Source organism: Streptomyces sp. CC208A, from assembly GCF_030010625.1.
Lineage (GTDB): Bacteria > Actinomycetota > Actinomycetes > Streptomycetales > Streptomycetaceae > Streptomyces.
Genome location: NZ_JASCXN010000003.1, coordinates 212,089 through 225,350, shown reverse-complemented (window position 1 = coordinate 225,350; position 13,262 = coordinate 212,089). Strand labels below are relative to the sequence as shown.

At 72.7% G+C, this 13,262-nt stretch carries 9 protein-coding genes and 2 pseudogenes; 1 reads left to right on the top strand and 10 read right to left on the bottom strand.

The window, feature by feature from the left end:
- Positions 1-255: 255 nt before the first annotated feature.
- A complete protein-coding gene (locus QK442_RS05440; RefSeq protein ID WP_282692651.1) occupies positions 256-1,731 on the bottom strand; it encodes an SDR family NAD(P)-dependent oxidoreductase in 1,476 nt (491 codons plus the stop codon).
- A gap of 93 nt (positions 1,732-1,824) precedes the next feature.
- Complete coding sequence (locus QK442_RS05435; RefSeq protein ID WP_282692798.1) at positions 1,825-2,508, bottom strand: (2Fe-2S)-binding protein; 684 nt, start codon at positions 2,506-2,508, stop codon at positions 1,825-1,827.
- A 506-nt stretch (positions 2,509-3,014) separates the two neighbouring features.
- Here QK442_RS05435 and QK442_RS05430 point away from each other — a divergent pair.
- Positions 3,015-4,013, top strand: coding sequence for a DMT family transporter (locus tag QK442_RS05430; RefSeq protein ID WP_282692650.1), 999 nt, complete (start codon positions 3,015-3,017; stop codon positions 4,011-4,013).
- Here QK442_RS05430 and QK442_RS05425 read toward each other — a convergent pair.
- The 8 genes and pseudogenes from QK442_RS05425 to QK442_RS05390 all read right to left on the bottom strand — a co-directional run bounded on the left by QK442_RS05425 (position 3,894) and on the right by QK442_RS05390 (position 13,238).
- Complete coding sequence (locus QK442_RS05425; protein ID WP_282692649.1) at positions 3,894-5,219, bottom strand: transglycosylase family protein; 1,326 nt, start codon at positions 5,217-5,219, stop codon at positions 3,894-3,896. The two genes, QK442_RS05430 and QK442_RS05425, sit on opposite strands and share 120 nt — an antisense overlap.
- Positions 5,220-5,643: 424 nt before the next feature.
- Positions 5,644-6,069 (bottom strand): aspartate 1-decarboxylase, encoded by a 426-nt coding sequence (gene panD, locus QK442_RS05420; protein ID WP_282692648.1) that lies wholly within the window; start codon positions 6,067-6,069, stop codon positions 5,644-5,646.
- Between the two features lie 539 nt (positions 6,070-6,608).
- Positions 6,609-6,827, bottom strand: a pseudogene (locus QK442_RS05415) (IS5/IS1182 family transposase); the annotation flags it as partial.
- 275 nt (positions 6,828-7,102) lie between these two features.
- Positions 7,103-8,503 carry an aspartate aminotransferase family protein gene (locus QK442_RS05410; protein ID WP_282692797.1) on the bottom strand — a complete coding sequence of 467 codons (1,401 nt, stop codon included), beginning with the start codon at positions 8,501-8,503 and terminating at the stop codon, positions 7,103-7,105.
- A gap of 210 nt (positions 8,504-8,713) precedes the next feature.
- Positions 8,714-9,961, bottom strand: a pseudogene (locus QK442_RS05405) (methylaspartate mutase); the annotation flags it as partial.
- On the bottom strand, positions 9,954-10,400 hold the full coding sequence (locus QK442_RS05400; protein WP_282692647.1) for a cobalamin-dependent protein: 447 nt from the start codon (positions 10,398-10,400) through the stop codon (positions 9,954-9,956). The gene QK442_RS05400 and the pseudogene QK442_RS05405, both read right to left, overlap by 8 nt.
- A 50-nt stretch (positions 10,401-10,450) precedes the next feature.
- Complete coding sequence (locus tag QK442_RS05395; RefSeq protein WP_282692646.1) at positions 10,451-11,668, bottom strand: fatty acid desaturase; 1,218 nt, start codon at positions 11,666-11,668, stop codon at positions 10,451-10,453.
- Positions 11,669-11,714: 46 nt separating this feature from the next.
- Complete coding sequence (locus QK442_RS05390; RefSeq protein WP_282692645.1) at positions 11,715-13,238, bottom strand: pyridoxal-dependent decarboxylase; 1,524 nt, start codon at positions 13,236-13,238, stop codon at positions 11,715-11,717.
- Between the last annotated feature and the right edge of the window lie 24 nt (positions 13,239-13,262).

Genomic DNA, 13,262 nt, shown 5'->3' with positions numbered 1-13,262 from the left:
CGCGGTGGCGCCGTTCTCCGGGCGGGACCGCGGCCGAGATGGACGGCCAGTCCCCTGGCCGGCCGTGAAGCTGGTGTGTCGCTCCGGTGGCCGACCGTGGGCATCAGAGTAACCAAATGAGCGCCCCCGCGCTCCACCGGGCTCAAAAGTGTGACGCGTTCGAGTGACGGGGACCCCGAGGGAGGCCGGCGGAGACCGAAAAGAGCGCCCTTCCCGAAGGGAAGGGCGCTCTCGTGGCGGACCGTGGTGACCTGATCACCACTTGCCGGGGGCGTAGTCCTTCATGAAGACGCCGTACAGGTCCTCTCCGGCCTCGCCGCGCACCACCGGGTCGTAGACGCGGGCGGCGCCGTCGACCAGGTCGAGCGGGGCGTGGAAGCCCTCCTCGGCGAGCCGCAGCTTGTCGAAGTGCGGGCGCTCGTCGGTGATCCAGCCGGTGTCGACCGAGGTCATGAGGATCTTGTCGGCCTCGAACATCTCCTGGGCGCTGGTCCGGGTCACCATGTTCATGGCGGCCTTCGCCGCGTTGGTGTTCGGGTGACCAGCACCCTTGTAGCCACGGGAGAAGACGCCCTCCATGGCGGAGACGTTGACGACGTAGGACCGCCCGCTCGCCGCCTTGGCGGCGGCCTCGGCCATCGACCGGCGCAGCGCGCTGATCAGGATGAAGGGCGAGGTGTAGTTGCAGAGCTGGGTCTCCAGGAGCTCCACCGGGGAGATCTGGTCGATGGTCTGCACCCAGGTGTTGGACTCCACCACGTCGGGCAGGAGGCCGCCGGCGTCGATCGCGGTGCCGGCGTGGTGCCGCTCCAGGGAGGCGTTGCCCGCGACGAGGGCGAGGTCGGCGACCTTCTGGGCGTCGAGGCCGCTGATGCCCGCGGGCAGCGCGGCGAGGCCGTCGACCGCTCCGGAGTTGAAGGCGCCGATGACGTGGTGGGCGGGGAGCTCGCCGGCCGGCAGCGGGGCGGTCTCGCCGTCGACCAGGGCGGCGTACGCGGAGGGCAGCCGGCGGACGGTCTGCGTCGCGTTGTTGATCAGGATGTCGAGCGGGCCCGCCTCGGCGACCTGCTCGGCGAGGGCCACGGCCTGGGCCGGGTCGCGCAGGTCGATGCCGACGACCTCCAGGCGGTGGAGCCAGTCCGCCGAGTCCTCCATCGCCTTGAAGCGGCGGATGGCGTCCTTGGGGAAGCGGGTGGTGATCGTGGTGTGCGCGCCGTCGCGGAGCAGCCGCAGCGCGATGTACATGCCGATCTTGGCCCGGCCGCCGGTGAGCAGGGCGCGCTTGCCCGTGAGGTCGGCGCGGGCCTCCCGCTTGGTCCGGTTCAGGACCGCGCACTCCGGACAGAGCTGGTGGTAGAAGTAGTCGACCTCGACGTACCGGGTCTTGCAGGTGTAGCAGGACCGGGGGCGCTGGAGTATGCCCGCGATCTTGCCGGCCTCGGTGACCGAGGAGGGCAGGATGCCCTCGGTCTCGTCGTCGATGCGCTGGGCGGAGCCGGTGGCGGTGGCCTCGGTGACCGCCCGGTCGTGGGCGGTCTTGGCGGCCCGCCGCTCCTGGCGGCGGCGCTGCTTGACCGTGCGGTAGATGCCGGCGGTGGCGCGGCGGACGGCGATCGCGTCGGGGTGGTCGACCTCGATCTTCTCCAGCTCGTCCAGCACGCTCAGGCAGACGGCCAGGCGCTCGGGGTCGATGCCCGGCCCGTACTCCTGGGTCTCCTCTGTCACCGTCATGGCCTTCGTCGTTCCTCGATCGCTCGCGGGCGGAATGCCGCCGTGGTGGTCCGCCGGGTGTGAAGTGTCAACGTGGGGTTCGAAGTGTCAACTTTACGGAGCGGGGGGCCGCCGCTCCAAACCCGTTCGCGGGGCGTGGTCGAACACACAGTCGCCGCAGAGTCCGCCGGAGGGGCAGCGGTAGAAGAGGCAGCAGCTGGTGCGGCGCAGGGCGGGCCCGCGGACGGTACCGGCCAGGTCGGGATGGGCGAAGAGGTCCCGGACGAGGGCGGCGGCCCGGTCGGCGGCCTCGGGCCGGCCGTGGGCGCGGGCCCAGCGGGTCAGTTCGCGCAGCGCGCCGGCGAGGGCCGACCCGGCGTTGCCCCACAGCAGCCGGTGCGAGATCCGCCCGTCGCGGGCGAAGGCCGCGTGCAGCGGCACGAGGTGCGCCTCGTGGACGGCCTCCCGGAGCGCGGCGGCGGTGCCCGGGAGGGTGCCGGTGCCGCTCCACCACAGGTCGTCGGGGGCGGTGAGGGCCGGGTCCCAGTGCACCTCGGCGGGGTCGAGGGCGGGAAAGCGCCCGTGCAGGACGGCCGGCCCGAGCGCCGTCGACCACAGCCGGGCGACGAGCCCCAGATGGGCCACGGAGGCCCCGACACGCCGCTCGGGCGCACCGATCGCGGCGGCGACCCGGTCCACGCGCGCGTGCAGGGGTGCGTCGCCGGCCGGGTCCGCGCCGGCGTAGAGCCGGGCGAGGGGGCGGTGGTCGCCGCCGGTGGGCGGCGGGGAGGTCCGCAGGACGAAGAAGCCGCCCGGGGAGGCGGCCTCGGACCCTTCGGGGATGTACTCGGGGGTGCGGTCCGAGGCGGGCTTCGGTGGGGTGCGGTCCGAGGCGGGCTCTGGCAGGGGGTGGTCCGAGGCGTGCTCCGGCGGCCGCTTCGGGGCGTGCTCCGGGGCCTCGGGGGGCGCGCCTTCGTCGGACTCCACCGTTCCCCCTCGTCTCCCGCCCGCCGGTACGGCCCCGGCGGTGCGGGCCCACCGTATCCCGCGGACCCGCGCCCGCTTTCCGTACCAAAGTGGACCGGGCCGTACGGCGAGTGGCTCGGGATGTGGCTCCCGTACCGGCGGGAAAGGGGTGGCCGGTACCGCTCCCGCAGCCCGTTTCATCCCGGTTCCACCCGCTGTGACCTGCGGTGACGTACGACCTCTGGTGTACGGGCCGACCGCGTACTGCGTCGGCGGTACCGGTGAAGGCGTTCCCTGGTCTGACGACGGGAGCGGTCCGGCGCGGGATCGTGGAGGGTATGAGTCCGCTGCTGTGGTCCGTCGTCCTGTCGCTGGTCTCCGCGATCGCCTACGCGGGCGCGGCGATCGTGCAGGAACGGGTCGCGGCGTCCGCCACCGGACCGACCTACGCGCCGCTGCGCAACCCGGTCTGGTGGGGTGCCGTGCTGCTCAACGGGGTGGGCGCGACCCTGCACGTGGTCGCCCTCGCCTACGGGCCGCTCAGCGTGGTGCAGCCGCTGGGGGCCCTCACCATCGTCTTCGCGCTGCCCATGGCCGCCCTGTTCGTACGGCGCCGGGCGGGGCGGCGGGCCTGGCACGGGGCGCTGATGGCCACGGCCGGCCTGGCGGGCCTGCTCAGCGTGACCGACGGCGGCGAGGGCCGCACCCCCGCCGACGGGGAGCGGTGGCTGCTGGCCGGGACCACCTTCGCGGTGGTGGCGGCGCTGTTCGTGCCGGCGCGGCTCGCCGGGCGGCCCGCGCTGCGCGGGGTGGCGCTGGCCACGGCCGCGGGCGTGGCCTTCGGGGTGGCGTCGGTCTTCACCAAGGCCGTCGCCGAGGAGTGGTCGCCGGACGCCCCGCTCGCCGAGTGGGGCCCCGCGCTGATCCTGTCGGCGCTCGCCGTCACCGGCCTGCTGCTGTCCCAGGCGGCCTACCGGGGCGCCGGGCTCGCCGCCCCGCTCGCCACGCTTACCGTGGTGAACCCGGTGGTGGCCGCCACCGTCGGCCTCACCCTCTTCGGCGAGGGCTTCCGGTACGGGGCGGCCGGCACGGTCGCGGCGCTGGTCTGCGGGACGGTCGCGGCGGGCGGCCTCGTCGAGCTGACCCTCGACCGGCTGGCCCGCCCGGCCACGGACGCGCCCCCGGCCTCAGACCCTTCCGCCTCGGGCTCCTCGCTCTCAGATGGAGACGCCGCGCGCCCTGAGGTAGGCGAGGGGGTCGATGTCGGAGCCGTATCCGGGCCCCGTCCGCACCTCGAAGTGAAGGTGCGGTCCCGTGCTGTTGCCGGTCGACCCTGAGCGCCCGATGCGCTGGCCGCCGGAGACGCGCTGCCCCTCGCGGACGGAGACGGCGGAGAGGTGGGCGTACTGGCTGTAGCGGCCGTCGTCGTGGCGGACGACGATCTGGTAGCCGTACGCCCCGCCCCACCCCGCGGAGACGATCTTCCCGTCGGCGACGGCCTTGACGGTGGTGCCGGTGGGGACGGGGAAGTCGACACCGGTGTGGTAGCCGCTGGACCAGGAGGAGCCGGGCTTGCCGTAGCGGGTACCGGTGTCGGCGGAGACCGGCGCGGAGTAGCGGTCCTCGCGGACCGGTGCGGGCTTGGGCGGGGCCGCGGGCTTGCCGCTCTGCGGCTCGGGGGTTTTCGGAGGTGCTTTCTGGGGCTGTGCGGCCGCCTTGACCGGGGTCTTCGGCCGCGGTGTCCCGGCGTCCGGCTTCGCGGCGGGCTCGTGGGCGGCGGGCTCGACGGCCGGGGGCTTCGGGGCGGGCGAGGCCGTGGCCGGGGGCTTCGGGAGGGAGGGCTTCTTGAAGCCCGGGGTCTGCGGGGCCTCGGGGCGGGGGTTCGGCGGGGTGGCGGGACGGGGCGGGGCGGTGATGCGCAGGGTGAGACGCTGGCCGGGGTGGATCATGTCGGGGTCGTCGCCGACGACCTTGCGGTTGATCTCGTACAGGCGCTGCCAGCCGCCCCGGACCCTCTCGTCGCGAGCGATCGCGGAGAGCGAGTCGCCGGGCGTGACGGTGTACATCTCGCGGACGGTGGGGACGGTGGTCGGATCGGCCCCGCGTTCCGGCTTCTGCGGCAGCGCGCGCTGCGCGGGCAGCGAGGTGGCCTGTACGCCGTTCCCGCCGCGGGCGAGCCCCGCACGGGGGCCGCAGCCGGGCCAGGCTCCGGGGCCCTGCCCCTTGAGGACCCGCTCGGCGACGGCGATCTGCTGGTCCTTGGAGGCCAGGTCGGCGCGGGGCGCGAATTCGCGGCCGCCGTACGCCTCCCAGGTGGACTGGCTGAACTGGAGACCGCCGAAGTAGCCGTTCCCGGTGTTGATGCGCCAGTTGGAGGAGGACTCGCAGGAGGCGACCTTCTCCCAGACGTCGAGCGAGGCCGCCTGGGCGGCACCCGCGCCGATGAACGGCAGGGCCATGCCGGCCCCTCCGGCGGTGACGGTGAGCGAGGCGCGGTTGATCCGGCTCGGCTGGTGGCGGCGGTGACGTCCGCGTACGGCCATGGGCCCCCCTAGGAACACAGCGACAGCGGTCCAAGTTACGGGGGCCGCACACTGCGTGACAAGCCGAACGCGGAAGTCCGTCAGGGAGGCGGACTCCCTTGCGTCACCGGGTCGTTGACACCCCGCGCGGTCCACCGCCGAGCCCGGCGGGACCAGGCTGCGGCTGGGGCTCCGGCGGCGGTACGGGCCCTCCGGGCTGCGGCGGCCCGGGCGGGGCCGGCTCGGGCGGAACGGGCACCGGGTTGGGCGGCGGCACCGGCGGGGGCGAAGGTTCCGGCGGCGGAATGGGCGAGGGTGGCAGCGGATCGGGATACGGATGGGTCATGACGGACCTCCTCTTCCCTCCAGGGTGGCACCCGCCCCACCGTCCCGGCCCGCGCGCGACTCCGTCCGGGTCACGCGCGGGCCGGACGAACCACCTGGATCAGGCCGACGCCGGCACGGCGTGCGGCGGACGCACGGTGTCGCTGCCGGGCACGGGCGCCGAGGCGTCGGCGCCCAGCTCCACGATGCGGTTCTCCCCGTCGACGTGCACGACGCGCGGCACGTACGCCCGCGCCTCCGCGTCCTCCATCTGCCCGTAGCTGATGAGGATCACCAGGTCGCCCGGGTGCACCAGATGGGCGGCGGCACCGTTGATCCCGATGACACCGGACCCCCGCTCGCCCTCGATGACATAGGTCTCGAGCCGGGCCCCGTTCGTGATGTCGACGATGTGGACCAGCTCACCGGGCAGCAGATCGGCGGCGTCCAGCAGATCGGCGTCGACGGTCACGGAGCCCACATAGTGCAGGTCCGCCTGGGTGACGGTGGCGCGGTGGATCTTGGACTTGAACAGAGTACGCAGCACTTGGGACTCCTCCGAGACGGCTCCCTGCCTGCTTTGTGCAGGTCAAGGGCGCCCTCGACCTTACACCGGCACCCCCGTCCGATGTTAGTGAGGAACATCGCTCCGGTGGGGCTGGACGGCTTCCCACCTGGGCTTTCCCGTCGTACCGACGCCTGTTGGGGCGACCGCCCCGGAACGCCCAGGGACTCATGCTGACCGAATGCCGGCTTGCCTGGAGGTGCGTCAGGTCCTTGGGGCGGCGGCCTACGCGGTGAGGCTGAGGAGTCGCCTGTGGCGGCGGATGGCTGCGGCGAGGCCGAGAAATGCCGGGTGGTCGCGGGGATAGTGCTCGTGGCGGTGGCCTTCATGTTCATCGAGTCGATCACGCAGCGGAACCCGTGCAACTCACCGGGGCACCGAATCGGTCACCTGCCGTCCAGTCCTCGCTGCCCGGCGGATCTCCTCCGTTCGTGCAGCTCGCGAAGTTCCACCACAACCCGCTCGGACACCGCGTCATCACAGGTCAGCGGCCCTTGCGCCAGGCAGGGGGCAGCAGAGGGCTCGATTCGGGCGCGGGCCTTGCGGTGGAGAGCCCTGTGGGCTTCCTTCCGGGCCGGTGGCTCGGTCCGGCCGCGTTCTCGGCGGTGCGGGATGGTCGTGCCGGTGCCGTGGCGGCCGCCGTCTGCGATCACGGTGGTGTCGCCGACCGGCTTCCTGGCTCCGGGCGGTTCCCGCGCCTTGCAGTCGTCGGGGTCGCCGGGAACGGGCCGGCCTGCGGCCGACTTCGAGATCCCGGACAGGGGGCCGGCCGCCGCCGGGGCAGGTTCGTCCGCTCGTAGGCGGCGACCAGCGGGACGGGGCAGCGAGAAGCGACAAGCCCGACCGGCCTCGAGCGCGCGTGCGCCGAGCCGCTGCGTGCCACGGACCCGGCGCTCTCGCCGGGTCCGTGGCGCCGGGACTTCGGGTGCCGACACCGTGCCCTCGTCGCCCCGGCCGCGAAGACACGTGGAGAGGGATCCACGGCGCCCTCTCCACGACGTCTCCCGGGAGGCGGTCAGCCCACGTACTTGTCGGCGGCGTACAGGGCCTGGTCGAGAATGGCCAAACCCTCACGGGCCTCATCGTCGGTGATGGTGCACGGGGGAACGACGTGGATGCGGTTGTAGTTGTACACCGGCCACATACCGCCCTCCTTGCACGCGGCGACCACCTCGTCGACAGGGCGGGCCAGCTCACCGCCGGCGGCGTACGGGACGAGCATCTCGCGGCTGTCCCGGTCACGGACGAGTTCCACGGCCCAGAACACGCCCAGCCCGCGCACCTCTCCGACCGACGGGTGCCTGTCGGCGATCTCGCGCAGTCCCGGGCCTATGACCTCGGTTCCCACTCGCGCGGCGTTCTCGTTGACACCCTCCTCCCGCATCGCGGTGATGGTGGCCACTGCGGCGGCGCACGCCAGGGGATGGCCGGAGTAGGTGAGCCCACCGGGGTAGGCCACGTCGCGGAAGGTCTCGTGCACGGCGTCGGAGAGGATGACCCCGCCGAGCGGCACGTAACCGGAGTTGACGCCCTTGGCGAAGGTGATCAGGTCCGGAGTGACGTTCCAGTGGTCGACGGCGAACCAGGCACCCGTACGGCCGAAGCCGGACATGACCTCGTCCGCGATGTAGAGGATGCCGTACCGGTCGCAGAGCTCCCGGACCCCGGCCAGGTAGCCGGCCGGCGGGACCAGGATCCCGGCCGTGCCGACGACCGTCTCCAGCACGATCGCCGCGATCGTGGACGGCCCTTCGAACGCGATGACCTGCTCGAGGTGAGCCAGGGCGCGCGCGCACTCCTCCTCCTCCGTGGTCGCGTGGAAGTGCGAGCGGTACAGGTAGGGACCGAAGAAGTGGGCGACGTTTCCGGACGCGCTGCCGGAGTTCTCGTTGGCCCAGCGGCGCGGATCGCCGGTGAGGCTGATGGCGGTCGCCGTCCCCCCGTGGTAGGAGCGGTACGCGGAGAGGACCTTGGGACGGCCGGTGTGGATGCGGGCCATGCGCACGGCGTGCTCGTTGGCCTCGGCACCGCCGTTGGTGAAGAACACCCGGTTGAGGTCGCCCGGCGCGATCTCGGCTATCAGCCGGGCGGCCTCACCGCGCCTGTCGTTGGCGAAGGTCGAGGCGATCATGCAGATCCGGTCGGCCTGCTCCTTGATGGCGGCGACGACCTTGGGGTGCGCGTGACCGATGTTCAGGTTGATGAACTGCGAGGAGAAGTCCAGGTAGCGCCTGCCCTCATAGTCCCAGAAGTACCGGCCCTCTCCCCCGGCGACCGGCATCGGGTTCACGGCACCCTGCGCCGCCCAGGAGTGGAACAAGTGGGCCCGGTCGTCGGCGACGACGCGGGCGCCGGCCTCCGGGTCGGGCAGACCGGCGGGGAGAGGGGCGGAAGGGCCGGATGCGGTGCTCGTCATGGGTACCTCGATCGGTGGTAGGGAGAACGATGTGCGAGAGGGGTCGGAGGACGGGGGACGGGGGACGCCGGAGGGCCGGGGGCCGGGGAAGAACAGCGACCTCTCCTTGGCGAGGAAGTGGTGGATGTCGGCGTGGACGGCTGCCATCCGACTGCGCGGCGGCGTCTCCTCGGCCGCGCTCAGCAGCCCGGCCTGGCGGCGCAGCACCGGACCGGAGAAGGGAAGGTTCCCGCTGCTTCCGTACCGGACCGCGCCGTGGGCGTCACGGCGCGGCACGATCTCGGAACGGGCGTGGACGCTGGCGCTGAACGGGATGTCGAGCCTTCCCTCCCGGAAGGCCCGCTCGATCCCCTCGAAGAGACCGCCGGCCGCGAGGACCGGTTCGACGATCTCGGCCACCTCGCGCTCGGTCCAGTACTGTTCCTCCGCGACGCGGTCCTCGTCCACGCGGACGAAGTCCAGCAGGTCAGAGGCCCCGAGCGCTGTGGTACGCAGTCCGGAGGCGTTCGCGGCCGCGTCGGGGATCCCGTGCGCCTCCTGCACCGTCTTCGTGATCACTTTGGTGGCCCCGCCGAGCCGGGCGGTCAGGCCGCCGAGCAGTATGAGTCCACCGGCGAACTCGGGGGTGGTGGGGAAGACGCCCATGAACTCGTGGAGGACGGGGTACACCTCCACGTCCGCGCCCAGGTAGCGGCCGGCCAGCCTGCGCAGGGCGCGCAGGGCCGCGATGTCCTGGTGGACCTCCCCGCCCTGGGGGTAGGAGATCGACAGACAGCGGACGCCTTCCTCGACGGCGGCGATCCCTTCCAGGAGCGTCATGGCGAGGCTCACCGACGGCGGGACGAGCACGGCGGTGAGCGTGCCGAAGAGCTCCCGGTCGACGACGACTCCGGAGCGCGCGAGTGCGCCGCACACGGCATCGACCCGTTGCCACGCCCGCAGCGAGCGGGAGAGGGGAACGTCCTTGGAGTAGGGCAGGTTGTAGCCGATGCCGCCGCCCTCGAAGGAGGTGATGCCCGAGGCCAGGGAGACGGCGAACAGTTCGCGCGGGTCCGGTGAGCCGTGGCGTACCTCCAGGGGAGCCTTCACCGTCTCGACGAGCTCCCGGCCCCGTCGCCACCCGTGGCTGACCAGCGGGTAGCCGTTCAGCTCGGCCGGGTCGCGGAGCAGGACGTCACGCGCCGCGCGGAACTTCCTCAGCCTCGTGTGCGAGTCGACCGTGACGGAGAGAATGTCCGGCCCCGCACCCTCCAGTTCGCGCAGCAGTTCCCGCATCGGCTCGTGGCCGCCCACCCCGCAGCGTGGCTGCAGGGCGGGGCGGTCCCGGGCCTCGGCGGCGCGCAGCACGTCGACCACCTTCGGCAGCGCGGGTGAAGCGAGGTGGGCCACGACGTCGGACCAGTCGGGAAGCGAGGCAGCGACGTCGGGGTCCAGCTCGAGTGCGTCCAGATCAGCCATGCTGGAGTTCGGCCACCTTGCCCGTGCTCCGCAGCCGGTCGAGCAGCAGCACGATCTCGTTGCCGTCGCTCAGGATGTGGTCGACCCCCAGGTCACGCAGGCGCCGCAGATCCGCCTCGGTCGTACGGCTGCCCACGGACAGGTTGCCACCGACGACCACCGGGAGGCCGAGCCGGCCGGCGGCACGCAGCTTCGGCAGGTCCCGGAGGTCGTGGTGGGCGTGGCCGTTGAGGCTGCCGATCAGCACGGCCTCGGCGTGCGGGTGTGCGTCCACCGCGTCGGCGAAGTCGCCGAGCGGGGTGCAGACGCCGAGGTTGACCACGGCGAAGCCGTAGTCCCGAAGTTGCAGGGCGATGAGCTGGTTGGCGACGGCGTGGGCATCGCTCTCGGCGACGCCGAGGACGACGAGGCGTTCGCCCCCGCCTGGCAGCGCGTGCATCGGCAGCTTCCTCTCGGATTCCGGTGTCCTGCGGACCCGGGTGTGGTCGGTCAGTCTTCGAACGCCATGAACAGGGCACGGTGGTTGACCTCGACGAGCCGGTCGGGGTCGAACTCCTCGGGATCAGCCGTCCGCAGCGAGTCGAAGACGTGGTCGATGGCCGGGACCAGTCCCCACACCTCGTGGTACGGAGGCCAGCCGGGTGCTCCGCGCCGGTGGTCCTCCTCCCGCGCGAAGAGGTACGAGGCCCATTCCCGGCTCATGGGGTAGCGGTGGTGGTAGTCGTGCACGACCGTGTCCCCGGTAAGGACGAGATAGCGGGCCGGGAAGTGGACGAACAGCACGCGGAACCACCAGCGCGCCCAGGCCGCGTGGCGGCGCGGCGCCGGAAGCTGCGGGGAGGGCGCCCGCTCACCGACGAAGATCGCGTTGGTGAGGCTCGCGAAGTACTCCCGGCCGCGGCGGGGCGTCTGGTGCGGCTGCGGGAAGCTGTGCTTCACGCAGAGCCGGAAGACGTTGCTGATCTGGAAGAACAGGGTCATCGGCAGGACCCAGGCGACGAGGAACGGCACCCACGCGCCGAGCACCGTGACGGCCGCCGCGACGAGCGCGTACGCCAGGGTGGTGCCGACCCGCCAGGCGGGCGGAGCGTAGGTGTAGTACGAACGTACCCGGGCGACCAGGAAGCGGACGTGGAACCAGGGCGAGACGCACACGCCCAGCACCCTGCGCCACATCCGGCCGCGGCTCATGCCGGGCCGCAGCCTCAGGGTCACCAGGAAGGCCTGGACCGTGGGGTCACGGGTCGTCATGTGGTGCAGGGCGTGGTGATCGCCGACGTGCTCGGTGCTGTAGCGGTCGAAGTCCTGGATCATGAGCGCGGCGGCGATGAGCCGGCCCACCAGTACGTCCCTCTTCCGCTCGCGCCACATGTTCTGGTGGGCGCACTGATGGTAGATCATCATCCGCAGGTTCCGGGCGCCGTGCAGGGCGGCGGCCCAGCCGGGGACCAGCAGCACGAGCAGCGGGCCACCGGCCGCGAGTCCGGTCGTGCTGAGGACCAGGCCGAACGCGCACGAGACGAGGGCGTTCACCAGGTGCCGGGTGGCCGTGTGGTGGACGGGCCGCTGCCCCGCGTACGGCCGGCCGGTCAGCAGGGTGAGCGGCGCGGCGAACACACCCGGCAGCACCTGCATGGACTCGCGTACGGGGTCCGGCTCGCCAGGACCGGCCGGGGGCGCCGGACGCGGAGCGTTCACCTCGGGCATTTCCGTTCTCTCTCCACTGGACTCTCCCGGTGCGTGACGTGACGCGTCACGCCTGCTCTCCGGTCTCCTGCTCCTCCGCGGCGGCGAGCAGGTCGTCCAGGACGCGGTCGAGCTGTTCCGGGGTGGTCTCGGGGTTGAGCAGCATCAGCTTCAGATAGACACGGCTCACGCCGTCCTCGCCCGTGATGTGCGTGCGAGCGATGAGGGAGCGGCCTTCCTCCATCAGCCGGCGGCGCAGGCGCCCGTTGAACGCGTCGGCTTCCGCGTCGTCGCCCTGCGACGGAAGGCAGCGGAAGAGCACCGAGGTGAGCGGCGGCTCCGCGAAGAGTTCGAGGCGTTCCTCTCGGTCGATCCGCTCCGCCGCGTACCGCGCCAGGTCGTGGCAGGTGTCCACCATGGCCGCCATGGTCCGGGCGCCGAGGGTGCGCATCGTGACCGCGATCTTCAGTGCGTCGGAGCGGCGGGTGGTCTGCAGGGAGCTGCCCTGCAGACCGATGAAGCCGGCGCACGTGTCGTCGTCCGCGCTGAGGCAGGTGGTGGGCTGCAGGCCGAAGGACAGCAGCGTCTCGGCCCTGCGGACCAGGAGCACGGCCGAGGAGGCCGGGGACCAGCCGAACTTGTGCAGGTCCACCGTGATCGAGTCGGCCTCGGCCAGGCCGTCGAGGAGGCCGCGCAGGCGGGGCGAGAAGAGGGCGCCGGCCCCGTACGCCGCGTCGGCGTGCAGCCAGACGCCGTGGCGGCGGGCGACGGCCGCCAGTTCCGGCAGGGGGTCGACGATGCCGAGGTCGGTGGAGCCGGCCACCGCGACCATGGCGACCGCGATCCTGTCCTCGGGGAGTTCGCGAAGGATCCGGTCGGCTTCCTCGGGGATCATCCGGCCGGCCTTGTCCACCGGGACGGCGACGATGTTGGCCTCGCCTATGCCGAGGAGTCGCACCGCCCGCTCGATGGAGAAGTGGACGCCGACGGGGCAGAGGACCACGGGCTGCCCGGCGCACGCCCGCATCCCGCCGAGGAAGGGGTACTCACCGGTCTTGTCCGCCAGGACGGTGTCCCTGGCCATGGTCATCGCCATGAGGTTGGACACGCTGCCGCCGGGCGTGAGGGTGCCTCCCGCCTCCTCGGGGTCGTAGCCGGCCAGCTCGGCCAGCCGGGCGACGACCCAGCGGTCGAGCTCCAGGGCGAAGGGGCCGCTCTCCCAGGCGTGGAGGGACTGGTTGAGCACCGCGGCGACCAGCTCGGCGACGGCGGCCGCGTCGATCGGCGGCGGCTGCATGCGGGCGAGGGCGGCCGGGTGGGTGAGGTCCGCCGACCACTGCGCGTACGGGCGTACGAGCTCGGCCAGGGCCGTCTCGGGGGCGCTGCCGTCCTCCGGGAGCAGCGGGCCGGCCAGTGCCTTTCGTGCCGCGGCCCTGGCTCCCTCGGGGCCGCCGGCCGCCACTGGTCCGGTGCGCTGTGCGGACACTTCCTGGAGGATGTCGAGGGCCGCGTTCATCAGGGTCCGGACGCTCTCCAGACCGGCGGTGGTTCCTGCGGTCCGGAACAGGGGTCCGGATGCGGACGTGGACACGAGAAATCTCCTCTGCGATGGGGG